25 protein-coding genes, 1 tRNA gene and 4 pseudogenes are annotated in these 23,176 nt (G+C 57.6%); 14 read left to right on the forward strand and 16 right to left on the reverse strand.

Features of this window, described 5'->3' with window-relative positions; translation table 11 throughout:
* The first annotated feature begins 70 nt into the window (after nt 1-70).
* Together AC07VR_RS20770 and mug are read left to right on the forward strand one after the other, a co-directional pair.
* Nucleotides 71-694: a TetR/AcrR family transcriptional regulator gene (locus AC07VR_RS20770; RefSeq protein ID WP_495012401.1), complete on the forward strand. Its 624-nt coding sequence runs from the start codon at nt 71-73 to the stop codon at nt 692-694.
* A 12-nt stretch (nt 695-706) separates the two neighbouring features.
* Nucleotides 707-1,234 carry a G/U mismatch-specific DNA glycosylase gene (gene mug / locus AC07VR_RS20775; RefSeq protein WP_495012462.1) on the forward strand — a complete coding sequence of 176 codons (528 nt, stop codon included), beginning with the start codon at nt 707-709 and terminating at the stop codon, nt 1,232-1,234.
* Nucleotides 1,235-1,378: 144 nt separating this feature from the next.
* Here mug and AC07VR_RS20780 read toward each other — a convergent pair.
* Together AC07VR_RS20780 and AC07VR_RS20785 are read right to left on the reverse strand one after the other, a co-directional pair.
* A tRNA-Gln gene (locus tag AC07VR_RS20780) sits at nt 1,379-1,453 on the reverse strand.
* Nucleotides 1,433-1,615 (reverse strand): annotated as a pseudogene (locus AC07VR_RS20785) (hypothetical protein); the annotation flags it as partial. The pseudogene AC07VR_RS20785 and the gene AC07VR_RS20780, both read right to left, overlap by 21 nt.
* 444 nt (nt 1,616-2,059) lie before the next feature.
* On the opposite strand from AC07VR_RS20785, the gene AC07VR_RS20790 reads away from it, so the two are divergent.
* The gene (locus AC07VR_RS20790; RefSeq protein WP_494993097.1) at nt 2,060-2,494 is read left to right on the forward strand and encodes a DUF1801 domain-containing protein; all 435 of its coding nucleotides are present in this window, start codon (nt 2,060-2,062) and stop codon (nt 2,492-2,494) included.
* A 139-nt stretch (nt 2,495-2,633) separates the two neighbouring features.
* On the opposite strand, the gene AC07VR_RS20795 is transcribed toward AC07VR_RS20790, so the two are convergent.
* The gene (locus AC07VR_RS20795; RefSeq protein WP_495012402.1) at nt 2,634-3,989 is read right to left on the reverse strand and encodes a dicarboxylate/amino acid:cation symporter; all 1,356 of its coding nucleotides are present in this window, start codon (nt 3,987-3,989) and stop codon (nt 2,634-2,636) included.
* Nucleotides 3,990-4,095: 106 nt separating this feature from the next.
* Complete coding sequence (locus tag AC07VR_RS20800; RefSeq protein WP_494993029.1) at nt 4,096-5,151, reverse strand: tartrate dehydrogenase; 1,056 nt, start codon at nt 5,149-5,151, stop codon at nt 4,096-4,098.
* A gap of 138 nt (nt 5,152-5,289) precedes the next feature.
* On the opposite strand from AC07VR_RS20800, the gene AC07VR_RS20805 reads away from it, so the two are divergent.
* On the forward strand, nt 5,290-6,213 hold the full coding sequence (locus AC07VR_RS20805; RefSeq protein ID WP_495012403.1) for a LysR family transcriptional regulator: 924 nt from the start codon (nt 5,290-5,292) through the stop codon (nt 6,211-6,213).
* A gap of 101 nt (nt 6,214-6,314) precedes the next feature.
* On the opposite strand, the gene AC07VR_RS20810 is transcribed toward AC07VR_RS20805, so the two are convergent.
* Nucleotides 6,315-7,196: a LysR family transcriptional regulator gene (locus tag AC07VR_RS20810; RefSeq protein ID WP_494993027.1), complete on the reverse strand. Its 882-nt coding sequence runs from the start codon at nt 7,194-7,196 to the stop codon at nt 6,315-6,317.
* A 102-nt stretch (nt 7,197-7,298) separates the two neighbouring features.
* On the opposite strand from AC07VR_RS20810, the gene AC07VR_RS20815 reads away from it, so the two are divergent.
* The 3 genes from AC07VR_RS20815 (at nt 7,299) to AC07VR_RS20825 (ending at nt 9,864) form a co-directional block, all read left to right on the forward strand.
* Nucleotides 7,299-8,369, forward strand: a complete 1,071-nt coding sequence (locus AC07VR_RS20815; RefSeq protein WP_495012404.1) for an alkene reductase — start codon at nt 7,299-7,301, stop codon at nt 8,367-8,369.
* 10 nt (nt 8,370-8,379) lie between these two features.
* On the forward strand, nt 8,380-9,216 hold the full coding sequence (locus AC07VR_RS20820; protein ID WP_495012405.1) for a pirin family protein: 837 nt from the start codon (nt 8,380-8,382) through the stop codon (nt 9,214-9,216).
* Nucleotides 9,217-9,279: 63 nt separating this feature from the next.
* Nucleotides 9,280-9,864, forward strand: coding sequence for an isochorismatase family protein (locus tag AC07VR_RS20825; protein ID WP_494993024.1), 585 nt, complete (start codon nt 9,280-9,282; stop codon nt 9,862-9,864).
* A 14-nt stretch (nt 9,865-9,878) separates the two neighbouring features.
* Here AC07VR_RS20825 and AC07VR_RS20830 read toward each other — a convergent pair.
* Nucleotides 9,879-9,974 (reverse strand): annotated as a pseudogene (locus AC07VR_RS20830) (LysR family transcriptional regulator); the annotation flags it as partial.
* Between AC07VR_RS20830 and AC07VR_RS20835 the strand changes: the two are divergent.
* A pseudogene (locus AC07VR_RS20835) lies at nt 9,964-10,128 on the forward strand (tautomerase family protein); the annotation flags it as partial. The pseudogenes AC07VR_RS20830 and AC07VR_RS20835 overlap by 11 nt on opposite strands.
* 30 nt (nt 10,129-10,158) lie before the next feature.
* Here the strand turns inward: AC07VR_RS20835 and AC07VR_RS20840 are convergent.
* Nucleotides 10,159-11,034: a LysR family transcriptional regulator gene (locus AC07VR_RS20840; protein WP_495012406.1), complete on the reverse strand. Its 876-nt coding sequence runs from the start codon at nt 11,032-11,034 to the stop codon at nt 10,159-10,161.
* 187 nt (nt 11,035-11,221) lie between these two features.
* On the opposite strand from AC07VR_RS20840, the gene AC07VR_RS20845 reads away from it, so the two are divergent.
* Entirely contained in the window at nt 11,222-11,647 is a 426-nt protein-coding gene (locus tag AC07VR_RS20845; RefSeq protein ID WP_494993022.1) for a VOC family protein, read from the forward strand.
* Nucleotides 11,648-11,760: 113 nt separating this feature from the next.
* On the forward strand, nt 11,761-13,020 hold the full coding sequence (locus AC07VR_RS20850) for a cation:dicarboxylate symporter family transporter (protein ID WP_495012407.1): 1,260 nt from the start codon (nt 11,761-11,763) through the stop codon (nt 13,018-13,020).
* A gap of 178 nt (nt 13,021-13,198) precedes the next feature.
* Here AC07VR_RS20850 and AC07VR_RS20855 read toward each other — a convergent pair whose 3' ends face one another.
* The 4 genes from AC07VR_RS20855 to AC07VR_RS20870 all read right to left on the reverse strand — a co-directional run bounded on the left by AC07VR_RS20855 (nt 13,199) and on the right by AC07VR_RS20870 (nt 16,142).
* Nucleotides 13,199-13,600, reverse strand: a complete 402-nt coding sequence (locus AC07VR_RS20855; protein ID WP_495012408.1) for a DUF488 domain-containing protein — start codon at nt 13,598-13,600, stop codon at nt 13,199-13,201.
* Nucleotides 13,601-13,610: 10 nt separating this feature from the next.
* On the reverse strand, nt 13,611-14,330 hold the full coding sequence (gene pcsA, locus AC07VR_RS20860) for a phosphatidylcholine synthase (RefSeq protein ID WP_494993019.1): 720 nt from the start codon (nt 14,328-14,330) through the stop codon (nt 13,611-13,613).
* A 443-nt stretch (nt 14,331-14,773) separates the two neighbouring features.
* Entirely contained in the window at nt 14,774-15,055 is a 282-nt protein-coding gene (locus AC07VR_RS20865; protein WP_494993018.1) for a DUF3303 domain-containing protein, read from the reverse strand.
* A gap of 259 nt (nt 15,056-15,314) precedes the next feature.
* Nucleotides 15,315-16,142, reverse strand: coding sequence for an MBL fold metallo-hydrolase (locus tag AC07VR_RS20870; protein ID WP_495012409.1), 828 nt, complete (start codon nt 16,140-16,142; stop codon nt 15,315-15,317).
* A gap of 53 nt (nt 16,143-16,195) precedes the next feature.
* On the opposite strand from AC07VR_RS20870, the gene AC07VR_RS20875 reads away from it, so the two are divergent.
* The 3 genes from AC07VR_RS20875 to AC07VR_RS20885 all read left to right on the forward strand — a co-directional run bounded on the left by AC07VR_RS20875 (nt 16,196) and on the right by AC07VR_RS20885 (nt 18,921).
* Entirely contained in the window at nt 16,196-17,200 is a 1,005-nt protein-coding gene (locus AC07VR_RS20875; protein ID WP_495012410.1) for a GlxA family transcriptional regulator, read from the forward strand.
* 151 nt (nt 17,201-17,351) lie between these two features.
* Nucleotides 17,352-17,885 (forward strand): DUF3087 domain-containing protein, encoded by a 534-nt coding sequence (locus AC07VR_RS20880; RefSeq protein ID WP_495012411.1) that lies wholly within the window; start codon nt 17,352-17,354, stop codon nt 17,883-17,885.
* A gap of 250 nt (nt 17,886-18,135) precedes the next feature.
* Nucleotides 18,136-18,921, forward strand: coding sequence for a sulfite exporter TauE/SafE family protein (locus AC07VR_RS20885; RefSeq protein WP_494993014.1), 786 nt, complete (start codon nt 18,136-18,138; stop codon nt 18,919-18,921).
* A gap of 307 nt (nt 18,922-19,228) precedes the next feature.
* On the opposite strand, the gene AC07VR_RS20890 is transcribed toward AC07VR_RS20885, so the two are convergent.
* The gene (locus AC07VR_RS20890) at nt 19,229-19,510 is read right to left on the reverse strand and encodes a DUF3761 domain-containing protein (protein WP_495012412.1); all 282 of its coding nucleotides are present in this window, start codon (nt 19,508-19,510) and stop codon (nt 19,229-19,231) included.
* Nucleotides 19,511-19,663: 153 nt separating this feature from the next.
* On the opposite strand from AC07VR_RS20890, the pseudogene AC07VR_RS20895 reads away from it, so the two are divergent.
* Nucleotides 19,664-19,966 (forward strand): annotated as a pseudogene (locus tag AC07VR_RS20895) (PhzF family phenazine biosynthesis protein); the annotation flags it as partial.
* 31 nt (nt 19,967-19,997) lie between these two features.
* Here the strand turns inward: AC07VR_RS20895 and AC07VR_RS20900 are convergent.
* The 4 genes from AC07VR_RS20900 to AC07VR_RS20915 all read right to left on the reverse strand — a co-directional run bounded on the left by AC07VR_RS20900 (nt 19,998) and on the right by AC07VR_RS20915 (nt 23,054).
* The gene (locus tag AC07VR_RS20900; protein WP_495012413.1) at nt 19,998-20,381 is read right to left on the reverse strand and encodes a VOC family protein; all 384 of its coding nucleotides are present in this window, start codon (nt 20,379-20,381) and stop codon (nt 19,998-20,000) included.
* Between the two features lie 135 nt (nt 20,382-20,516).
* On the reverse strand, nt 20,517-21,422 hold the full coding sequence (locus AC07VR_RS20905; protein WP_495012414.1) for an NmrA/HSCARG family protein: 906 nt from the start codon (nt 21,420-21,422) through the stop codon (nt 20,517-20,519).
* A gap of 41 nt (nt 21,423-21,463) precedes the next feature.
* Complete coding sequence (locus tag AC07VR_RS20910; protein WP_495012415.1) at nt 21,464-22,318, reverse strand: SDR family oxidoreductase; 855 nt, start codon at nt 22,316-22,318, stop codon at nt 21,464-21,466.
* A gap of 121 nt (nt 22,319-22,439) precedes the next feature.
* Complete coding sequence (locus AC07VR_RS20915) at nt 22,440-23,054, reverse strand: NADPH-dependent FMN reductase (RefSeq protein WP_495012416.1); 615 nt, start codon at nt 23,052-23,054, stop codon at nt 22,440-22,442.
* Nucleotides 23,055-23,176: the final 122 nt, after the last annotated feature.

The raw sequence follows: 23,176 nt of genomic DNA on the forward strand, positions 1-23,176 counted from the left end.
GGTTCCTTGATTTTGTGCGATTATGTAAGAATATCGACTGGCTAACCTTCATTCAAGGATTTTGTACAACATGGCACAAAAAAAGATTGCAGAGGGGAAAGGCCGAGGCCGCCCCCGCGCGTATGACCCGCAGACAGCGCTGCAGCAAGCGCTGGGTGTGTTCTGGAGCACCGGATATTCCGGCGCTTCTCTGGATAGCATCGCCACTGCGGCCGGAATGAATCGCCCAAGCCTCTATGCGGCATTCGGTGACAAGCACGCGCTCTATATCAAGGCGCTGGAGCAGTATTGGGAATTTGCCGCTGCTGCCATGCATGAGGCGCTGACGGACAGCGATCTGACATTGCGCCAGGCGTTGATGCGTTTCTATGAGGGGCAGTTGTCGATCTACTTTTCAGGTGACGGCCAAGCGCGTGGCTGCTTTGCGATCGGCACGGCGACGACCGAGGCTGTCGAGGATTCTGAAATACGAGAGGTTCTTTCGGATCGGCTCAGCAGGCTCGATGCCGATCTCGAAACGCGTCTACGAGCAGCAATCGATGCCGGCGAGTTGAAAGGCGATGTCGACCCTGCGGCCCTTGCCATACTCGCGTCATCCCTGCTGCACAGCATTTCGATACGTGCACGGGCGGGCAAATCTCGCGCAGAACTGACGGAGCTTGCACGCAATGCGGTCGGCGTGATCTGCGGATGAGAGGCTTTTATGGTGGGTGAAAGACTCGAAGATATTCTTGACGAGCATCTTGCAGTGATTTTTTGTGGCATTAATCCCGGAGTGGCTGCCGCAGCCCTTGGGCATCATTTTGCGGGCAGAGGCAATCGCTTCTGGCGCACACTCCATCTCGCCGGCTTTACGCCGCAGGAAATACGCCCGGAAAACGATCGGACGATCTTGCAGTATCAGTGTGGATTAACGGCAGTGGTTGAACGGCCTACGGCGCGAGCGGATCAGCTGTCTTTACATGAATTTATCGCTGCCGCTGCCGATTTTGAACAAAAGATCGCGCGCTATGCGCCACGCTTTGTGGCTTTTCTCGGTAAAGCTGCGTATTGCGCGTTATCCGGCCAACGAGAAATTACCTGGGGGCTGCAGTCAAAGACCTTTGGTAATGCCTCGGTATGGGTCCTGCCCAATCCTAGTGGACGAAATCGTGCGTTCACGCTTGATCAACTGGTTGGCGCGTACCGCCAACTCTGTTTAGCAGCAGGCGAGAGTCGCTTTCCCCGGCTCTGAGAGGTGGGGGGGGGCGGCTAGATGATTCTAAGATGACATAAGAACGCCGGGCCGGATCGGCTTTGGCGTTCCCTGTAAAGACGATCATCCTGGACTCGCGCAATACCTGCCGGCTGAGTTACACCTGGATGACTATAAGGAAAATGGCAGGGGCGGCTGGATTCGAACCAACGCATGGCAGGATCAAAACCTGCTGCCTTACCGCTTGGCGACGCCCCTGTATCTGTTGCTACGAGTGGCCAGCACTCTCTTCCTGACTTTGCGGCTCGCGAGCAACATCGAGATGTTGCTTCCTTTCGCGACAAGCCCTGTAAGGGCCTCTGCAGGAGTGCGCGGAAATTTATCAACTTTCGCTTCGTCTGGGAAGACCCAAAACACACAAATTGGTTTGAAAACAGCCACTTATTGTTGATCGAGGTCAGGCGCGATCCTCTCGGGGGCTTTTGAGCTTTCCAGTGGGAGCTGGAACGTCATCAGGAATCACGAAGGTTTCAAGGCGCTCTTGCCTGCATGAGAGTCCTGCTGATCAGGCTCAACGCTATGCTGCACGATGGAACAGAATGGAAAACACCGTGAGCCGATCAAGACCGCTGCGATGGATAGTCAGAAGTAATCCCCTGTGCTGCCAGCCATGGCGCTATGCGTCGGGGCAGTCTGCGAGGAGTTTCACGTGTTCGGTTTCACACGGATGTTCTTGCAGATATTTAACGTCTAGATAGAAATGTGCCTGGCTCCTGGACTGAATCGCTCCTGGTTTCATAGGCACTTCGGACTGTCCGCAAAGGGTCGAGGACGACAACCATCATGAAGAAGGCGGCAACCACCATGAAGACGCAGAAGATCGGCTCAAAGGAAGGAGAGGGGGAAGGCTCTGCCTCTCAGCTGATAGATGCGAGAATCGAGGAGCTGCGTGATTGGCGGGGCGAGACGCTTGCCCGGGTCCGAACGCTCATCCGGCAGGCCGACCCCGATGTGGTCGAGGAATGGAAGTGGAGGGGGGTTCCGGTGTGGTCGCACGGTGGAATCATCTGCACCGGTGAGACCTACAAGAATGTCGTGAAGATGACCTTCGCCAAGGGCGCCTCGCTGGAGGATCCTTCAGGTCTCTTCAACTCCAGCCTCGAAGGCAACACCCGACGTGCCATTGATGTCCATGAGGGCGACAGGATTGATGAAGACGCGTTGAAGGCGCTCATTCGCGCCGCCGTGGCGCTCAACACGTCGGTGCGAGCGGCCGCTCGCACCAGACCGGCTGAATGAGCTGCCCAGCGAAACCCTGATTCGGTCTCGCCGACATACTATTCCTTTAGAAGTGAGCTCAGGGACTGGTCCTCTTGAGTATCAACAAAAATCGAATATCCCGGGTGGTGATCGCTACAACTACACACCACCCGACGTCTTATGCCTGAGAGGCGCTTTTAAGGCCAGGCAACAAGGCGCTGGCTGCCGTCGATGAAGGCGCGGCGATGATGTCTGCCTGTACCGTCTCGGGCTTGTCCTCTTCTACCTCCCGATTCAGCGCCTTGTTCATCTTCACCGTGTCCAGCGCTCCGACCCATTTGGCGATGGCCATGGTGCCGACGCCATTGCCGATGGTGTTGGTGATTGCTCGCGCTTCCGACATGAACCGGTCGACGCCCAACAGTAGCACCATACCCGCCACCGGAATGGTACCGAGCGACGCTAACGTGGCTGCAAGAATGATGAACCCCGAACCGGTTACACCCGCAGAGCCTTTGGAGGTGAACATCAGCACAGCCAGTACGATCAATTGATCAGTGAGAGTGAGCGGTGTATTCGTCGCCTGGGCAATGAAGATTGCTGCGATGGTGTAGTAGATCGCCTGACCGTCCGGGTTGAAGGTCAAGCCGGAGGGAATGATCATCCCGGCCACAGGCTTGGAAACACCGGCCTTTTCCATCTTGGAAATCATCTGCGGCAGCACCGACTCCGAGGAGCTGGTGCCCAGTACGGTGAGCAGCTCTTCCTTGATGAATCGCAGAAACTTCCACAGGCTGAAACCGCTGTAGCGGCAGATCGGGCCCAGCACGAAGATCACGAACACCGCGCAGGTCAGGTACACGCAGGCCATCAGCTTGCCGAGGGAGAACAGCGAGCCGAAGCCGTATTTGCCAATGGTGAAGGCAATCGCTCCGAATGCGCCGATAGGTGCCAGGCGCATGACCATGTTGACGATGCGGAACATGCCCTGCATCAGGCTATCCAGCGCATCAACGAAAACCTTTCCGCGTGGCCCCACCTGTGCCAGGGCAATGCCGAGCAGGATGGAAAACAGCAAAATTTGCAGCACATTGCCTTTGGCGAACGCGTCCACGATGGTGTCGGGGACGATGTTCATCACAAAGTCCATGAACGAGGTGTGTTTCGCTGCCGTGGTGTAGGTCGCCAGACTTGAGGTGTCCAGCGTGGCGGCATCGATGTTCATGCCTGCGCCGGGCTTGAACACATCGACGACGACAAGACCGACGACCAGTGCCAGTGTGGATACCACTTCGAAGTAGAGCAGCGCGCGAATACCGACACGGCCCAGTTCCTTCATGCTTTCCATGCGTGCAATGCCCGTGACCACGGTCAGGAAAATCACCGGAGCGAGGAGCATCTTGATCAATTTGATGAACGCGTCGCCGAGGGGTTTGAGCGCTGTCCCGGTTTCGGGAACGAGCACCCCGACGATTGCGCCGAGGATGACGGCGATGAGGACTTGTACGTACAGTTTGCCAAAAATTCTTTTCATGACAGGGCCCTGATTTTTTATTGTTGTCAGGAAATGCCAAGGGGTCGGATCGGTGATCGGCCCCCTGGCGTTGTGCCGCAGTACTACTTTGAATCCGCGAACAACATCAGCGGTCGATCAACTCGATCACCGCATCGGTGATCTGCCGGGTAGTGGCTTTGCCGCCCAGATCAGGGGTATGCAGACCGCTTTCGGTCACGGCCTCGATGGCAGACATCAATTGTTTCGCCGCTGCCGCTTCGCCGAGGTGTTCGAGCATCATTGCCGCCGTCCAGAACGTTGCGATCGGGTTGGCGACGCCTTTGCCGGTGATGTCGAAGGCCGAGCCATGGATCGGTTCGAACATCGAGGGGAATTTGCGCGATGGGTTCAGGTTGGCGGTCGGCGCGATGCCCAGGCTGCCGGACAGGGCTGCGGCCAGATCGGACAGGATGTCGGCGTGCAGATTGGTGGCGACGATGACGTCCAGCGTCGACGGTTTGAGTACCATGCGCGTGGTAACGGCGTCGACCAGCTCCTTATCGATCTTCACGTCCGGAAAATCCTTGGCGACTTCGTAGAAGATCTCGTCCCACAACACCATGCCGTGACGCTGGGCGTTGGACTTGGTGACCATGGTCAGGTGCTTGCGTGGACGGCTTTGCGCCAGTTCGAAGGCAAAACGGTGAATGCGCTCAACCCCGGCACGGGTGAACACGGACACCTCGGTGGCGACTTCTTCGGGCAGGCCTCTGTGGACGCGACCGCCGTTGCCGGAGTATTCGCCCTCGGAGTTTTCACGCACCACCACCCAGTCGATCTGGTCACCGTTGTGCAGCGGGCTTTTTACCCCAGGCAGCACCCGAGCCGGGCGCACGTTGGCGTACTGGTCGAAGCCCTGGCAGATTGGCAGGCGCAGGCCCCAGAGCGAAATGTGATCCGGTACGTTGAGGGCGCCGACCGCGCCGAAGAAGATGGCGTCGAAGGTTTTCAGTTCTTCCAGGCCACCTTCGGGGATGTAGTAACCGTTTTTCAGGTAGTTATCGGAGTTCCAGTCGAAGTGTTTGAAGTCCAGTTCGAAACCGGATTTTTTCGACAGGGCTTGCAGCACCTCAACGCCTGCGGCGATCACTTCCACACCAATGCCATCACCGGGAACCGCAGCAATTTTGTATACGCTCATCAATCAACTCCACTCTCGTTACGTTCTTGTTGTGCCTGTCGAACCGGTCTGTCCAAGCAGGGTGTGAAGGGAGTATATGTAGTGAGCAAAGAGGTGTGAGTTACTCAAAATCACTACATACATAACTTTGAGTTACGAATGAATCAGTCATTGGATTTGTCTTTTTTCTACCTGCTGGCCAACCAGGGCAGCCTGGCTGCGACCGCTCGAGAGCTGGGTGTTACGCCGCCGGCGGTGAGCAAACGCCTGACGGCGCTGGAAGCCCGGCTGGGGATACGCTTGGTCAACCGCACCACACGTTCGATGAGCCTGACCTCGGAAGGTGAGCTGTATTTCTCACATGCCGCTCGCATCCTGACGCAGATCGATGAGGTCGAGCAGCTGATCAGCAGCAGTCGGGCAACCCCCAAGGGCCTGATTCGCGTCAACGCATCGCTAGGGTTTGGTCGTCGCTACATCGGCCCGGCATTGGCCGCGTTCTTCGCGCTCTACCCCGAGGTGGAAATACAGCTGGAAATCAGCGATCACCCGCTGGACCTGGCGACTCACGGGTTTGATCTGGGCATTCGTTTCGGCACGCTGCCGGATGCCGCCTTCCACGCCCGAAAGATCGCGTCCAATCGCCGTTTGTTATGCGCCTCGCCGCTGTACCTGGAAAAGCACGGCGTACCTCAACGCCTGGCGGATTTGCAGCAACACAACTGCATATTCCTGCGGCAAAACGAAACACCGTACGGTGTGTGGAGTTTTACCAACGGTGGGCGCACGCAAAACATCAAGGTGCGTGGCGCCTTAGGCTGCAACGACGGTGAAGTGGCATTGAATTGGGCGCTGGAAGGCTACGGCATTCTGCTTCGGGCCGAATGGGACATTGCTCGTTATGTGCGTAGTGGTCGCCTGCGTCTGGTGCTGGAGGATCAGACACCGACCCGCGCGGATGTCTATGCGGTTTATCCGCAACAGTTGCACCTGTCCGCGCGGGTGCGCTGCCTGATTGATTTCCTGGTCGAACGCTTCAAGCACATCGACCACCTGGATGAGTCGGAATCGACACTCGACTGAAATACAAAACGCCCGATGCAGTGCATCGGGCGTTTGAGTGAAACAGGCAAACCTGTTTCAGGACTAGACATAGCGGCCTCGTTCTTTGCAAAAGGTTAGCGCTATGCATTGTCGAGTCGTTCGCGCAGAAACTCGATAAATCGCTGGGTTTTCGCCGGCAACAGCCGCGTCTCGGTGAGGGCATAAACCGAGATAGGTGTGGCTTGCCACTGCGGCAAGACTTTGCGCAGTGTTCCATTGGCAAGGTCTTGCGCAGCGATACCTTCCGCTAGTAACGCGATACCCAGATCAAGCGTCGCCAAACGTCGAATCATTCCCACACTGTTGAGTTCGAATCGCCCACCAATCTCAACTTCCACAGCCCCTTCATTGTTTGACAGCGTCCAGCGGTCAGCATGCGTCCCGCGCAACCGCAGGCATTCGTGGTTGGTCAGATCCGAGGGATGAGCAGGCTCACCGGACAGTTCCAGATAGTGGGGCGAGGCGTAAAGACAGCGCCGAAAACTGGCGAGCTTACGGGCGATCAGGTTCGAACTCGCAGGCTCTCCCATGCGAATGACCACATCGACCGGCTCACTCACCAGATCGACCTGACGCGGGGTCAGATCGAACTCGAAGCTGATACCGGGATAAAGCCGGGCAAACTCGGCAATCAGCGGCGCCAGGTAGATATTGGCGAAATCCACCGGGAGCGAGGCACGCAGTACGCCACTGGGTCGGGCAAGCATTTCCCCCAGCTGTTCATGGGCCAGCCTGGCTTCGTCGACGATGCGTTTGCATCGATCAAAGTACAGCTGACCCGCCTCGGTCAGTTCGATCTTGCGCGTTGTGCGGTGCAGTAGCCGTAATCCAATGGCCTTTTCCAGGCCACTTATTCGACGAGACAGCGTCGAGTTCGGCATCCCCATCGCCTCCGCGGCTCGGCGGAAGCTGCGAGCTTTCACGACCTCGACGAACAGAGCCATATCGTTCAGAAATTCCAATGCTATTGCTCCATCAGTGGATCAGTCATTTCAATTTTACCCGGTTTATCCCGGATTCAGATTGATCAATGATAGCCACATCGTTTACAGAGGAGCACCGCAATGAATTCGCTTTTTTCTCAAGTCCGTGTGGGTCGCTATAGCTTGTCCAATCGTATGGTCATGGCCCCGATGACGCGCTCGCGTGCCGACGATGCCGGCGTACCAGGCGAACTGGTTGCGACTTATTACGCACAACGCGCCAGCGCCGGCCTGATCATCAGTGAAGGCGTGTTCCCCGTTGCGCTTGGCCAGGGCTATGTCCGTACCCCAGGCATCGAAACCGCCGAGCAGGTCGCCGCGTGGAAGCAGATCACCGAGGCCGTGCATGCTCGCGATGGCCGGATCTTCATGCAACTGATGCACTGCGGACGCATTTCGCACCCTTCGCTGTTACCTGATGGCGCCCAGCCACAGGCACCCTCCGCGATCAAACCCGCCGGCCAGACCTGGACCGCGACCGGCCTTCAGGACTTCGTCATCCCCCATGCGCTGAGCGTGGTGGAGATTGCCGCGGTCATCGAGGGCTACCGGCAGGCGGCGCGCCTGGCCATCGAGGCCGGTTTTGACGGTGTCGAGTTGCATGCCGCTTCCGGGTATCTGCCTGAACAGTTTCTCTCGACTGGCAGCAATCAGCGCACGGATGAGTACGGCGGATCGGTTGAAAACCGTGTTCGCTTTGTACTGGACGTGCTGGCCGCGGTATCGACGGAGATTGGTAGTGATCGGGTGGGCCTCAAGATCTCGCCTGAAATGAACTTCAACGACATCCTTGATGCCAAGCCGCAAGAAACCTACACCCATCTGGTCGAGCAACTTCGTGGGCTCAATCTCGCCTATCTGCACGTCGCATTGTTCGGGGCCAGCGTCGACTACCACGCGTTGTTGCGCCCACTGTTCGACGGCAGCTACCTGATCGGTGGCGGACTTGACCACCGCTCCGCCGAATCCCTGATCGTTGAGGGACGGGCCGATGCGACAGTTTTTGGCAGCGCATTCCTCGCCAACCCCGATCTGCCCGAGCGCTTTCGTGCAGGCGCCGAGCTTAATGTTCCGGACAAAGACACGTTCTACGCACCGGGCGCGCAGGGGTATATCGATTACCCGGCCATGAGCCCGGCACAAAGCGCCTGAGGAAACAGCCATGACGACCGTCGCACGACTACAGCGTATGAATCACGGCAACCACTTCCGTGCTTTCACGCTGCGGGGAGGTCAGTCCGCCGAGCCCATCGACCCCTTCCTCGCGGTCGACCATGGCTGGATCAGCGGGCCAACTTTTCCACCACACCCGCATGCGGGGTTTTCAGCAGTGTCGTATCTGTTTCTCGATTCCGAGACCGGGATTGATAACCGGGACTCTCTGGGCAATCGCAACCTGATTCAGCCTGGAGGGCTGCATTGGACGGCGGCGGGTAAAGGTGTGGTGCATGAGGAAGTGCCCGCCGAGCCGGGCAAGACGGTACACATGCTGCAAATCTTCATCAACTTGCCGCAGGAGCGCCAAGCGGACGCACCGTTTGCGCTCAGTCTCGAAGCCCAGGATGTGCCCGTGGTGCGGTTGCCAGGGGTCAAGGTGCGCGTGCCACTGGGCAGCTTCGCCCAAGTGTCATCGCCCATGTCGGTGCCCACCGAAGTGAGCGTGCTGGACATCTCTCTCGAGAACGGCGCTGAAGTCAGCGTGCCGATCCCCGAAGGCCATGTGGCGTTCGTGATGCCGATTGACGGCGAAGTGTGGGTCGATGGCGACCCCTTCAGCCTCATCGAACCCGCGCTGCCGGTGAAACTCCCGCAGCGTGACGATCGCGTGGTCAGGTTGAGCGCACCCAAGGGCAACGCCAAGGCCGTGCTGTTTTCCGGTGTCCCGCTGAATCAACCAGTGTATTGGCAAGGGCCGCTGGCGCTTGCCTCTTCAGAGGCGCTGGCCGAAGCCATTGACGGCTACCAGCGTGGCGCGTTCGGAAAGCTGCAACCTCGTTGAATGATCGAAACAGTCCCAAACCCGGGGCGCTAGAGCCCCAACCTTACTGCCAGGAGAATCATCATGCCGTACGAAAAATTCAGTGCCGACAATGCCGCCCTGCTGTTGATCGACCACCAGGTGGGGACCATGGGCTGGGTGAAATCCATTCCCTTCGAAGAGCTCAAACGCAACGCGCTGATGCTCGCCAAGGCGGCCAGCATTCTGAAACTTCCGGTGGTCCTGACCTCCAGCATGGAGGAGTACGCTCAGGGACCGCTGCTCAGTGAACTGGAGCAGATCCTGCCCGCCGAGTTCGCTTCCCGCGTCAAACGCCTGGGTATCGTCAACGCCATGGACGATGAAAACTTCGCCGCCGCCGTCAAGGCTACGGGTCGTAAAAAACTCATCATTGCCGGTGTCACCAATGACGTCTGCACGGTCTATCCGGCCCTGAGCCTGGTGCGCGACGGCTATGAAGTTCAGGTGGTGGCCGATGGTGGTGGCTCACCGACCGTAATGGCCGATGACATCGCCCTGCGTCGGATGGATAAAGGCGGCGTGACGCTGACCACGACCAACCAGCTGATTGCGGAACTCGCCGGAAGCTGGGCGACGCCAGAAGGCGGACAATTGGTGCAGGTACTGATGGAGGCGCTTCAAGGCTAAAAACGTGCCTGGATGTGTCCGGTTTCCCAGGCCAGGTCCAGGCCGCCACCATCAATCATTGCAAGCAATTTGGTATTGCGCGTGATCCTTACCTCAAGACTTACCGCCGGCCGCCCCCGCGATAACACGACGAAACAGCGCTTCTTTCATCATCTGGTCGAGAAGTTGAACCAGGCGCCAGGCCTTGATCCAGAGGCCGTTGTGGTGGTTATTAGCACGACCGCGGCGGATGAATGGTCCTTCGCCGGTGGGCGGGGCAATTAGTCCTGGGGACGGATATCGGGCAGGTTTGGCTCAGGGCCTGTTCTGAACCTGCTCACCAATAAGCTGGGCCAGTATCCTGACTGGCTCGGTGAAGCTTTGCCGAGACCGATGCACGAGACCGATATCACGATGGAAGGTGTGCTGACCCAGATCAAGGGCGCGCACCCCGGTGGGCCAGTCTTGATGAGTCGCGGTCTGAGGCACCAGGGCTACGCCGACACCATTGGCGACCAGTTTGACGATGGCCTCCAGTTCATCCAGCTCGCATACCTCACGCAAGGTGAAATGCGTTTGTCGCAGGAAGCGGTCGACTTGCCGGCCGCCGAATGATGATCGGTCATAGCGAATGAACGGCTGGCTGGAAAGCAGTTCCGACCAATCCTCTCCAGGAACATCGCACGGAACGATCAGCCGATAGGGTTCGAGTGTCAACGTCGTCCAGCGCAGATCGCTTTGAAGCGAGAAAGGGGGGCGAATGATCGCCGCCATGTCGATTTCGCCCGCATCCACCAGGTTGACCAATTCCATTGATAGACCCGGGATCACACGGGTTCGGCATTGGGGGCATTGTTGGTGAAATTTGGCCAGCGCGTCCGGTAAAAAAGAGCGCTGCACGGAAGCGATTGCGCCGATGTTCACCAGGACACTGGCGGGGAGCCCGACCGTGGTGGAGCCCAGGCTGTCATAAAGTCGAAGCAACTCCTGCGCCTGCAGGAGTATTTGATGGCCCATCCGGTTGAGGTGGGCGGAGCGTCCCTTGCGGTCGAAAATCTCGAAGCCGAGCTCGGCTTCCAGGCGTTGCATCTGGGCGCTCACTGCGGCCTGGGTAAGACCAATCTTGTTCCCGGCAGCGGCAAAGGTGCCTTCCCGCGCGACGGCTATAAGTGTTTTCAGTTCTTTGATCATTCACAAATATTAATTGTGTTTCTAAGAAAAATATATTGATTTTTTTGCTTGGTCTGTACCTCTAGGATGACCCCATCCACTCCGTTCAAAACCCCGAAGTTTTTGGACGGTGCTCAAAACCGTCGGACGGCCTTAATTCGCTGTTCCGATTTTATAAACCTATAAAAACACCGCAATTGGAGTTCTGATGAGCCTCTCTCCCTTTCACCTGGCAATTCCTGTTTATGACCTCGCGGCAACCCGCACCTTTTACGGTGAGGTGTTCGGACTGGAGGAGGGTCGTTCCAGCACGCAATGGGTCGACTTCAACTTCTATGGCCACCAACTGGTCATTCACGAACACCCCAAGACGGCTTCCCAAGAGAGCGTCCATAGCAATCCGGTAGACGGGCATGACGTTCCTGTTCCGCACTTCGGCATTATTCTGGGCTGGGAACAATGGGAAGCGTTGGCCGAGCGCCTGAAGTCCTTTGGTACCGAATTTGTGATCGAACCCTACATTCGTTTCAAAGGGCAGGTTGGCGAGCAAGCCACCATGTTTTTGTTCGACCCGTGCGGTAATGCCCTGGAATTCAAGGCCTTCAAGGATATGAGCCAGCTCTTCGCCAAATAACAAAAGTAATGGCACAACAGCGTTGTGCCATTTGATCTCAAGTGAGCTGGAAGCTCATGAATCTAGCTACTGCCTCGTAACGCAGAACGTTCATTCCAACAAGAAGGCTAGACATGAAACGTATCCCTTTGGTTTGGCAAATAATTGCCGGGCTTTTGCTTGGCGTGCTCGTCGGTTGGTACTTCAATACACATCCGCAGTATCAATTGTGGGTCAGTACTGAAATCCTCAAACCGCTTGGCGATATCTTCATCAAAATGATGAAGATGGTCGTTGTTCCAATCGTGTTCTGTTGCATGATTCTGGGCATCGCAGGAGGCGGTGATAACAAGTCCTTTGGTCGTATGGGCCTGAAATCGCTGGGTTACTTCTTTGCGGTTACCGGTCTGGCCATTGTAATGGGCTTGTGCTTCGCGAATATTTTCGAGCCTGGAACAGGCACTGACATTTCGGGAATCTCGCACAGCAGCGCCTCGATGAACCTGGAGCCTTCCAAGGGCGCCCTTGTTATCTTGCAGAACATCGTCCCCGATAACGTTTTTGTAGCGATGTCGGAAGCGAAGCTGTTGTCGGTGCTGTTCTTCGCGGTGCTGTTTGGCCTGGCATTGAACTCGCTCCCCAGAGAGAAAAGTGCGCCGGTGGTTGCGGTGATTCAAGGTATCTCTGATGCAATGTTCAAGGTCGTCTCAATCGTCATGGCTTATGCGCCGATCGGTGTATTTGGAATGATCGGTGCTACCGTTGCGACCTTTGGCTTTGCCTCGCTGTTGCCTTTGCTCAAGTTGATCGGTGTGGTTTACCTGGCACTGATTCTCTTTGCTCTGGTGGTGCTCGGCGGTGTCTGCTACCTGATTGGCGAGAATATTTTCAAGCTGATCAAGTACTTCAGGAATGAGCTGATTCTGGCTTTTTCGAGTGCAGCATCGGCGGCCGTAATGCCGCAGTTAATGAGCAAGCTGGAGAACTATGGCGTTCCACGTCGCATCGTCAGTTTTGTGGTGCCTGTAGGGTATGCATTCAACCTGGATGGCGCGTCTATCTTCCTCGGCGTGGCGACCATTTTTGTCGCACAACTCTATGGTGTCGACCTGTCGCTGTCTCAGCAGATTCTGCTGGTGGTCACGATGGTGCTGACGTCCAAAGGTGCTGCCGGGGTGCCGGGGTTTGCCATCATCATCCTTTCCGCCACATTGGCGTCTGCCGGTCTTCCATTGGAGGGGGTAGCACTTATCGCGGGTATCTTCAGGATTATCGATAGCGGCACCACCACGCTGAACGTGCTGGGCAATGCGATTGCACCCTTGGTCATTGCCAAATGGGAAAGAGCAACGCTTGAGCCTTCAAGAGTCGAGCGAGTAGCGCAGAAAGCATAGCTGCCCGTGAAGAGCCATCGGCCATCAAACGCCCATGGCTCTTCTTGTATTCGTAGGCCGACAATAAATCTTTATGCCTTTTCTCTTTGCCGGGCTCTGAGCTATGCAGTCGGATTTTCAGAAGCTGATTTCGTGCTTCAAATACCCGAAGGACTTGACCCGGCGGGTGCCGCTCCGACTACGAGGCTTCAGGCGGCACAACCTGTGCTCCACGAGCGCTCAGCAGTTCGCGTAGCACCGAGCGATGGCAGTGGCGCTCATCCTCGCAGTAGCAGCCGATGGCCAGCGATGTCTGATGGGACAAGGCGCTCAACAGATCAAGCAGTTGGCTGGGGGCCGAGTGGTTCATCTCGGCCTTGAACTTGCGCCGAAAGGTTTCCCAGGCTTTTTCGTCTGCTGCGGCTTTAGCTTGCGCTATCAGTTCTGCGCTGGGGGACAGGAGGGGGAGCCAGGTGTCGTAAAAGTCGCGGCTGGCGAATTCGCCCTTCGGTACGCCACGCGGTGGCCGGCGTACTGTACCCAGGCGCAGACCTTCATGAGGTGTTCGGGGTGAACCGAGTCGCACGATATGGATAGGCATGAACGCTCCTTTACTCACGGGATCCGTCGAACCCGTCCAGGGCCGTGCGCCAGATGCAGACCCCCAGAAAGTAAGCCGACATTGCGAGCCACAGCCCCATCACCAACGGGTTGATGGCGGGATGGTTGAGCACCAGTGACAGGCTGCACAGCATCCAGATGGACGTCACGGCAATGTTGATCGGCATGAACCGGCGCACGCGGAACGGGTGAAGGAACTTCATTCGGGTCACCGTCAACAGCGCCAGGCCGATGATGGTGAGCAGCGTCAGCCAGGAAGGTGGGGCAACGATGTAGAGGCACAGGGCGACGACGTTCCATGTGGCGGGGAACCCCTGGAAGTAATTGTCGTTGCTCTTCATGTTGACGTTGCAGAAGCAAAAGAGCGACGAGACCAGGATCACTGAAGTGCTCGGCAACGGGGTGTAGGCGGGCAAGTCGATGTAACGGTAGATGAACAGGGCCGGGATGAACACGTAGGTCAGGTAGTCGATGACCAGATCCAGCACGGATCCGTCGAAATGCGGCAGTACCGTCTGGACATTGACCTTGCGCGCCAGCCAGCCGTCCACACCATCGACGATCAGGGCTACGCCCAGCCACAGCAGGCAGGCTGTGGGCTGATTATCGAACAAGGCGAGAGTCGCCAGGAAAGCGATCACCACTCCGGTGGCGGTAAAGCCGTGGGCACCCCAGGCTTTGAGCCTGGCCACACGTCGCGTCGATATCAAGGGGCGTTCTCCAGCGAATGAAACAGGCCGGTTACCACCACCGACGGGGTCACCGGCAAATCTGGATGGGGTGCGGCTATCGACCGGGTATCCGGCGACAAGGTTTACCTGCGCTCAAACGACCCGAAGTCGACACTCAGTAAACATAGCCTACCTTTTGCCACCCTCTGATCCATCGGGCATCACATTAATCGCTCGCCCACTGCACGCCTGGGATTCGGCATGGCGGGTCCTTCTCGCCTGCATCAAATCCTGCGCTGGAATACGCCCAGCGCCAATGGCAGCGACCTACGGTGCAGGAGTGGGTCAAACTGCAACGTCCTGCGATGTAGTCGGGATACGCGTCGTTTGAAGCTACCTTCAATGGGAAACGGGTGCGCCCATTAGCCGGTCTCAAGTGCTAATGGGTGCCCCTTTTTGGTCAGCGCCTTTTCAGCCGCAGATTATTGCTTGCCGATTGCTGCTGCCAGTAGCGGAGCTGCCTGCTCATCGGTCAGTGCCGGGAGAATCTCCATACTGATGAGGTCACTCCACTCCAGTACCCATTTCTGTATCAGCGCAACATCACTGGCCTCTGCGACGCCAAAACCAGTCATGCGTCCTACGGCATGCCAGCGTCCCAGCATGGTTACGCCTGCGGGTGGAGCTCCACCTGTTTTGAGAAAACGCTCGATTGCGCTATTGCGACGTTCGGGACTGATCGACCAACTGACGATGTATAGCATCTGCCACCTCCGGATAGGGATTGGCACCTGTTCTTCTTTTCGCGTACCGGGCGGGCGCCGCGACCACGGCCACGCGTCTGTTCCCGGCCCGCACCCTGGCCAGCCTGAAATGACTTCTCCCATGGGAAGGAATAGCAGCCTCCGCAACCCCGCGTATGACCGCTGATCCTCTTTCCTTTCATCTGAAACAAATCCCGAGCGCACCCATCACGCTTCAGTGCTCCATAGCCGTTCGCTGTACTGTGCCCATCGGTAGGGGCTACGAAGCCCGCAGCGATTCAGGATGAGGCCGCTGCGTCTCACGGTCGGGAAGGGTGACGTTCAATCTCTCGCCATCTGCCGGAATGCGTAAGCGTGATTCAACCCCCGCGTGTCGTGCCGCATCGGCTAACGTCTTGCGGGTCACGGGGCAATGGCTGAGTGCTTCCAGATGGTTGGCGATGACGAGGCCCGGCACCAGTCTGGTGAATTCGAGAGCTTCATCGAGGCCCATGATGATGTCGCCTCCCAGATCGAATCGGGCACCGCCGGCGGGAATGACGCTAATGTGCGGCTGATGCCGCGCCACGAACTCCCTGACAGTAGCGGTCAATAATGTATCTCCACTGAGGTAGAGACTGGGTTCGTCCGGTACTTCGATCAAATACCCGACACCATGCTCCATCAGTTTGCCGACCAGCCCACTTCCATGGGTGCAACGGACGGTTCGGATCTGGCCGCCGAGAAATGGATTCGGTTGCTCATGATCTTTCGGCAAGGATTGGACGTTCAATCCGCGATCGCTCAGATAACCGGCATCGTGCGGCGTACAGATCACCGGGATTCGTTTCTCTCGTAACCACTTTTCCGCTGCTCGATCGAGATGGTCGAAGTGGCCTTTCTGGCAGTGGGTAATCAAGCAATGGGTCACCGATTCAAGCGCTGGCGCTGCCGATTCCGGCAACTCGACCATGGGGTTGCGTTGCCTCGCGCCGAATAGACGCAAGGGTGGCAGTCCATTTTTGGGGGCGAGCATCGGATCGATCAGAATTCGATGGGGGCCCAATTCCACAATGATTGTCGCGTTGCGAAGTTGATGGATATGCATGGCGTGGCCTCTTGGAAGAGGCTTGATTGTGTCTATACGTTTAACGGCGGAGAATGGCGCGCCAAGACATAATCAGTTCATTTTATGCCATGACCAAAATATATCGAATCGGCTTGCTGCTTTTCCCGCGCTGCATGCCAGCAGGGTTGTTTGCATTTTCAGACTTGCTTAACGCCGCCAATCGCCTGGTAGGTCACACGCTTTTTGAAACTCGCTTTGTCGCGTTGCAGACAGGGTTGGTCGAGTGCGCTCAAGGCGTCTCGTTGCAGGTGAACGAAACGCTCGGGCAGGCTGATCTGGACGCGATTCTGGTGCCCGGTTTCTGGGCTGAATCGGCATCGCAGGTAGACGCGATGATCGGCGAAAGCGGGGCCCTGATATCGGCATTGGCGACTCGCGCGAACACCTTGATGCTCTGGAGTTATTGCAGTGGCGTAAGCCTCTTGGCGGCGAGCGGTGGGCTCAACGGGCAGTCTGCAACTGTGACGTGGTGGCTGGCAGAGTCGATGGCCCAGCGTTATAAAAAGGTGAAGTGGCAGACTGAGCAGAACTGCATTGTGAACGACCGTACCGCCACGGCATCTGGCGTGAATGGCTACCAGCCAATCGCACAGGCATTGGTAGAGCGCTATGTCAGTCCGGACGCGTTGCATCATCTGATCAAGTTAATGGTGCTCCCACGCCCCGTGCAGACCCATGGCATCTTTCAAGCCATGAGCATGATCGAGCAGTCCTCGGTGTTGTTGCGCAAGTTGCATGGTCTGGTCGAGCAGTTGCCCGCGCAAGAGATTACGGTGCAGCGGCTGGCTGAGCGACTCGGTATGGCTCAACGCACCCTCGCGCGCAAGGTGATGGGCAAAACCGGGGTTCCGATTGCAACCTATGCGCGCCGTATCAAATTGAATCAAGCCAGCGAACGTCTCATTCTCACCTCATCGTCGGTCAGCGCTATCTGCGCCGAGCTGGGATTCAGCAGCGATTCGAACCTGCGGCGCATGTTCAAGGAGCTTACGAAGCTGACGCCCCTGGAGTACAGGCAGCGGTTCGGGCGCTTATGACCCGGGTTGTGGCAACTGGTTTTTGACCACGTTGACCCCAAGGCAACGTCCAGGAAAGGTGGGCCGATTCATTAAACGTGTCAGTGCCCATCGCTACAGGCAATAATGCCGCGCAATTTTAAATTCAACTCAACGGAGTCCTGCAGCAGTGATGTTCGAGATCAAGCAGATGAGTCCTGAGACCTATCGACGGCAAACGCGCCGCAGCACACTGATCATTGCCCTGATCTTCGTGCTGCTGGCGATGGTGCTGTCCAGCGTTGCCGTGATGCTGGCAGGCGAACCCGGTGGCGATAATTTCCGTTTGAATCTGGGCGGGGTTGTTGCCGCGCTGGTGCTGAGCGTGGCGCTGATTCGGATCAAGTTCTGGTCGCAGCCATGGATGGCACCGGCCGTTTACGGCTGGCAGCTCAAGCGTAGTCTGATGAGCATTACCAACGCCATGCATCAGGTCACCGACGGCGTGCTGGCCGGTGATCCGACGGCGATGAAACTGCTTCGCTTTTATCATCTGGGGTTAACGCAGATGCACCAGCTGGATGGCAACTCCAGCGCCCTCAGCCAGATGGTGCGAGAGATCGACCAACACAAGGTGTGCATGGAGGCTCTGGCAATCGATACCGAACAGTACCAATTGAACCCCGCCTGGCTCGCGGCGGTGAGGAAGGCCGGTGCGGTGAAGTAAACGCCGCGATCAGCGCCTGCACGCCTGCAAGGCCGATGCGACCCGAAGCGGGCGCGTGGATGTGGGCTGCAGCTATGGCGATGCAATTGTCTTGAGCGTATCGAGGTCTGGCGCAGAGCTTGGCGGAGTATCGGGTGCGATAGAGAAAAGGTTATAAAGTAAGATCGTATCGGTATAAATGATTATAAGAAAAATCGCTATGCTGCTGGCTAGATTTTTTGTAGTCGCGCTTGATTTGTAGGTCGTGATAATGGAATTCAGTAATATTGGTTTTGTGGTTGCAGGCTTGGTTGTCGGGTTTGTTGTCGGCATGACCGGTGTGGGTGGCGGCTCTTTAATGACGCCCATTCTTTTATGGTTTGGCATTAACCCGGCAACCGCAGTCGGGACGGATTTGCTTTACGCTGCAATCACTAAATCCGGTGGCGTACTGGTTCATAAAAAGAACAAAAATATTGACTGGACTATTACCGGCTGGCTGACGCTTGGCAGTGTGCCGGCGGTAATGCTTACCCTGTGGTTTTTGAAGAATTTACATACTGACCCCCAAGCGATGAATGCAATCATCAAGCAGGCATTGGGCTTTGTCTTGTTGCTGACCGCGCTGGCCATTTTCTTCAAGAAGCAGTTACTGGCATTGGCCCATAAGCATGCCGGCGATCGCTATCACCTCAGCGGCTCGAGCTTGAACGTGCTGACCGTGGTCACTGGCATGATACTCGGCACAATGGTGGCATTGACCTCCATCGGTGCCGGCGCCTTGGGCACTGTGGCGCTCTTTATCCTGTACCCTTTTCTGGCCACCAAGCGTTTGGTCGGAACAGAAATCGCACACGCGGTGCCCCTGACGCTGGTCGCCGGTCTGGGCCATGCGAGCATGGGTAATATGGATTGGCATCTATTAGGCTATCTACTGATGGGGTCACTGCCAGGGATTTACATTGGCAGTCATTTATCCGGCCGCATTTCTGACGAAGTATTGCGTCCTTGCCTGGCCGTCATGCTGATTTTTATTGGTTCCAAGCTGGTGTTTTGATCCCGCTGCCATACTCACCCCGAACATCGCCCGCATCGGACTGACCTGAAACACATCGCGCTGATTTTCATCGACCAATTGCTGACACTCGGGATCGATATCCTGCCAACGAAGGGTCAATCGATACACATCAAGTGCGTATGCGACTCAAGCGCCCAAGTTTCAGCTCAGAGCCAACTCAAAAGATCGAAATTGATCAAAGGTAGGGCGGCTCAGTCAGCAGAGTTGGCTGAGGGCTGTGGTGGTCAGAGATTCCTGTTGTCACCTGAAACGAAAAAGCCCGGTTTTAGTGCTGGGTTTTTTGTATCTACAGCCAAGCCATCACGCCGCCATGCCGTGAGCACGTGCCGCGTCGGTGCTGGCTAAAACTGTAGGAGTTGTCGCGGCACTTGGCGGTTGCGCCCTCTGGTGCACGATCTGACTTCGTGTGGGCAGGGCTGTGTACGGCTCTTCCGTCGCTATTTATGTACGAGCCATGCTCGATCAGCTGCGATTCGTCAGGGTTTACTGCGCGACGATCAATATCAGACCTTGCGAAGGCAGGCTGGAAGATCAAGCAGGCAGTAAGAGCCAAGAAGGCTAGTTTCATTTGGTGACCGATCCTTGGTGTGTAGGGTGGTGGAGTCCGGCCTTGTGCTGGGCTTTGTCATTTTGGGGATTCGTACGGGCGTGATTACCGTTCATTCCTTCCCGCTGGATGATGGCAATTTGGGGCTAGACTACCTTTTTTTCCCTCAAAGGAGTTGACCTGTGTGGCCACGCCACCCTCGCGGCGGCCTGGGTACTCTTTGAACAGCTCGGTGAAAGCCGTGACCTGCTGTGCTTCTCCACCCGCAGCGGTGAATTGCGGGTGCGCCGCGAAGGCGGGCGCCTGGCCATGGACTTCCCGGCCAAGCAGCCCGAAGCTGTAGCGATTCCACCGGGCGTGCTGCAAGCCCTCGGCTTACAACACGCCGAGGCGCTGTATCGCACCGACGACTACCTGGTGGTGGTCGAGGATGAAGCCATCATCGCTGCCGGCCGCATCACCAAGAAGCCGACATTCAATATCACGTCCACCTTACCCTGCGCCCCATCTACCCGCCGCTCCCATACGGTCGAGTAATGACCTCAAGGAGATGACCGTCAGGGTCCTCAAAATACACCCCACGGCCACCGTCGTTCCGGTTGATTTCTCCAGTCCGGTGCTTGCCAGGGTCTGCCCAATACTGCAGCCCTCGATCGTGGATGCGGGCGAAGATTTGATCGAAGTCGTCTTCGCTTATCAAGAAGGCATAATGCTGGGAGGAAGTCTTGCCATCGTTCTCGTAGAAATCGAGTGAAACGTTGTTGTTGAGTTGAACGACCAGCATGGGTCCGAATCGGGTGGCGGATTGCAGGCCCAGAACTTCCGTGAAGAATGTTGCTGATTTCTGCTTGTCGCGGCACCAGACGATAGTATGGTTTAGCTGCACGCTCACGCTGCGCCTCCTTTTTCCTCGACCAGGTTTTCGAAATAGGCTGCGAGCCTAATATTCCCTGACGCCCGGTTGTCTCTTGAAAGGCCACCATCGGCTCTGCAACCGCTTCGGGATCTTCTTCGCAGAGTCGTGTTTTCAGGCGGGTGCCGGGATCGCGAAGTTCGCCCGAGCCCACGTGGCAAACGTCGTCGGCTGTCGGCCGGCGACTCTGTTGGCCAGCGCAATTGCGTCGCGCGAATCCGCACCGAGGTAGGTGTGGGCCTCGAAGTAGGCGAGCATCTGTGCGACTTCCCTGGCGCCTGGGAACCAGCCGGCAAAGAGTTCTTGCGGGACTTGCTTGAACGAGAACTTGTGTCCCTGTCGATTCAGCGTGGCGATGACCTCGTTGAAGCTCAGGAAGTCGCCGACCAGCGGCAAATATTCGCCGTGCCCCGCGAGTTCCGGCTGCGTGAATGCGCCAACCACGATGTAGCCGAGTTCGGTGATGTCGCCCATATGAATGACGCGCTTGTGCGGATCGAGCGGTATCGCCCAACCCATGGCTCCATCCGCTTGCTTCTGCGCAGCCATTACGCCGAGCAGATTTTGGTAGAAGAACGGCGCGATCACGAATGTGTGGTGCGCGAATCCAGCCTCCCTCACGATGCGGTCGATTTTTGCTTTGTCAGTGAAATGCGGGACATCGAGCTTGCCGCGGCTGATCGTCTCCACGTTCGGAAGCGTCGACCAGATGAAGTGCTGAACGCCGGCATCTTTCGCCGCGTGAACGGCTGCGAGTGCCTGCTTGCGCTCGTCCGTGCCCGGTTCCCGGGAATTGGTTACCAGAAAAGCCCCGTGTGCTCCAGCAAACGCGGCTTTCAGTGTTTGCGGACGATCCAGATCCGCCAGCACGACTTCGTCAGCCAACTGCGGATGCTTGTCCGGATTGCGCGTCAACGCGCGTACCTTGAATTGACCGCTCGCCTGCAGCGCGCGCACAACGGCGCCGCCCTGATGACCGGTCGCGCCGACGACTGCGATGAGCTTTTTGGTGTTTGACATGGCAGTTCTCCAATGAGTAGTTTCGGTTTGGGTGCAAATCTTCAGGCCGAAGGAGATTTCAGCGCCCCGGCAAGTACGTCGCGCAGAGGCTTGGGTGGCCGGCCGCCAAGGCGCTCGACGTCGCCGGTCACAATGTCGAACGCACCTGCCGCGAAGCTCGCCTGGATGCTGATGGCGATGTTGACGACCTCCACCGGCAGACCCGCCTGTGTCAGTCCGGCGCGCAGTTGCTCTGGCGTGACGACACGGAACGCCAGCGGCCGGCCAGTGATTTCGGCGATAAGGGCCGCGCGTTCCGCACCCGACAGGCGCTCGGGGCCGGTAGCGTTGTAGATCGCTCCTGCATGGCCGTCGCCGATCAGGATTCCGGCTGCGGCGGCTGCCACGTCACCGCGTGCAACGAAAGCAACCCGGTTCTCGGCCAGCCCGGTCAGCACGCCCTGGTTCAGCGACGCCTGCGCCTGCTGCACGAGACCTTCGGCATAGTAGTTCATACGCAGGATGGTCCAGGCCGGCGCCGTGGCGATAAGATGCTGCTCGCCCCGCCAATAGGAGGCGCTGAGCGCCGGCTCCTCCTCCTGCCGCGCGCCCGCGGTCGACATGAAGACGATATGCTCGACGCCCGCCCTCACGGCCGCATCGATGGCTGCGACGTTCTGCGCCGCGCGCTTTCCGGGCTCCAGGGCCGGGATGATGAGCAGACGGTCGAGACCCGCATAGGCCTGCGCAAGGCTTTCGGGTCGGTTGTAGTCCCCGAATCGTCCCTGAGTCGGTCCAGAGACGGTTTCGGGCGTGCGCGTAATAGCCACTACCTCGTGCCCGTCGGGACGCTGCAGCAGTTCCGAAACGACGGCTCTGCCCAAATGGCCGCTGGCGCCACTCACACCGATTTTCATGTCAACCTCCGTCTTGGTCATTTTTTCGCAAGTGCATGCGCAGTTGCGCGTCCGATCCCCTTGTTGCCGCCCGTGACCAACGCTGTGGGCATGGCGCGCGCTTCGGTGGCGAGGGTGATGCTCATGCGGCGTCCCTCGCGCTCTTGAGCGCCTTGGTCCACCACGCGATGTCGTCGAGCAACTCGTTGGCGGCCCGCGCCAGGTGCGGAAAGTCATCGAAGCTCTTGCCCTGTTGCCAAATGCCCAGGAACTCCACCATGCCGATGTGAACGGCATGGCGCACTGGCGCCATCTGCAATTCGATGGTGGTCAGCCGAAGCTGCTCGACCGCGCGTGCCGCGCCGACCCCGCCGTAGCCGACGAATCCGATCGGCTTGCGGATGAATTCCTTGTACGCATAGTCGAACGCGTTCTTCAGCACCGCGCTCGGTCCATGGTTGTACTCGGGCGTGACCACGATCAGGCCATCCAGGGTCGCGAGCTTGTCGGCCCAACGTTGCGCGGCCTCGTTCTTCACCGCCCCCCAGGCCGGCGACATCGGCTCGTTGAAGAAGGGCAATGGGTGATCGCGCAAGTCGATCAGTTCGAAGGCGAGGTCGTCGCGTTGCTTGGCGATCTCGTGGATCCAGAGCGCAGGCTTTTTGCCGAAGCGGCCTTCGCGTGTCGAGCCGATGACGATGCCGATCCGAGGTTGTTGCTGCTGGGTCATGGTGGTTATGGAGGAAGAGTTGGTCATGGCAAATCGATCTCCTTGCAAAACTCGCTGTGCGGAGTTGGGAGCCTCGCGGCTCGATAGCTGAACGGTAGGGCTGGGCCGATTGATTGACTAGCCGGTACAATTGGATTGAACTCGTCCAC

Source organism: Pseudomonas sp. GW821-FHT02H09, assembly GCF_059421425.1.

Coding starts and splice junctions, on each gene's coding strand:
- AC07VR_RS20855 (WP_495012408.1), bottom strand. CDS start 13,600: ATGCCTATCCATATCGTGCGACTCGGTTCACCCCGAACACCTCATGAA.
- AC07VR_RS20865 (WP_494993018.1), bottom strand. CDS start 15,055: ATGCTATACATCGTCAGTTGGTCGATCAGTCCCGAACGTCGCAATAGC.
- AC07VR_RS20850 (WP_495012407.1), top strand. CDS start 11,761: ATGAAACGTATCCCTTTGGTTTGGCAAATAATTGCCGGGCTTTTGCTT.
- AC07VR_RS20815 (WP_495012404.1), top strand. CDS start 7,299: ATGAATTCGCTTTTTTCTCAAGTCCGTGTGGGTCGCTATAGCTTGTCC.
- AC07VR_RS20910 (WP_495012415.1), bottom strand. CDS start 22,318: ATGAAAATCGGTGTGAGTGGCGCCAGCGGCCATTTGGGCAGAGCCGTC.
- AC07VR_RS20805 (WP_495012403.1), top strand. CDS start 5,290: ATGAATCAGTCATTGGATTTGTCTTTTTTCTACCTGCTGGCCAACCAG.
- AC07VR_RS20890 (WP_495012412.1), bottom strand. CDS start 19,510: ATGAAACTAGCCTTCTTGGCTCTTACTGCCTGCTTGATCTTCCAGCCT.
- AC07VR_RS20870 (WP_495012409.1), bottom strand. CDS start 16,142: ATGCATATCCATCAACTTCGCAACGCGACAATCATTGTGGAATTGGGC.
- AC07VR_RS20795 (WP_495012402.1), bottom strand. CDS start 3,989: ATGAAAAGAATTTTTGGCAAACTGTACGTACAAGTCCTCATCGCCGTC.
- AC07VR_RS20905 (WP_495012414.1), bottom strand. CDS start 21,422: ATGTCAAACACCAAAAAGCTCATCGCAGTCGTCGGCGCGACCGGTCAT.
- AC07VR_RS20885 (WP_494993014.1), top strand. CDS start 18,136: ATGGAATTCAGTAATATTGGTTTTGTGGTTGCAGGCTTGGTTGTCGGG.
- AC07VR_RS20840 (WP_495012406.1), bottom strand. CDS start 11,034: ATGATCAAAGAACTGAAAACACTTATAGCCGTCGCGCGGGAAGGCACC.
- AC07VR_RS20770 (WP_495012401.1), top strand. CDS start 71: ATGGCACAAAAAAAGATTGCAGAGGGGAAAGGCCGAGGCCGCCCCCGC.
- AC07VR_RS20825 (WP_494993024.1), top strand. CDS start 9,280: ATGCCGTACGAAAAATTCAGTGCCGACAATGCCGCCCTGCTGTTGATC.
- AC07VR_RS20875 (WP_495012410.1), top strand. CDS start 16,196: ATGGCGCGCCAAGACATAATCAGTTCATTTTATGCCATGACCAAAATA.
- AC07VR_RS20880 (WP_495012411.1), top strand. CDS start 17,352: ATGTTCGAGATCAAGCAGATGAGTCCTGAGACCTATCGACGGCAAACG.
- AC07VR_RS20845 (WP_494993022.1), top strand. CDS start 11,222: ATGAGCCTCTCTCCCTTTCACCTGGCAATTCCTGTTTATGACCTCGCG.
- AC07VR_RS20800 (WP_494993029.1), bottom strand. CDS start 5,151: ATGAGCGTATACAAAATTGCTGCGGTTCCCGGTGATGGCATTGGTGTG.
- AC07VR_RS20915 (WP_495012416.1), bottom strand. CDS start 23,054: ATGACCAACTCTTCCTCCATAACCACCATGACCCAGCAGCAACAACCT.
- AC07VR_RS20790 (WP_494993097.1), top strand. CDS start 2,060: ATGAAGACGCAGAAGATCGGCTCAAAGGAAGGAGAGGGGGAAGGCTCT.
- AC07VR_RS20820 (WP_495012405.1), top strand. CDS start 8,380: ATGACGACCGTCGCACGACTACAGCGTATGAATCACGGCAACCACTTC.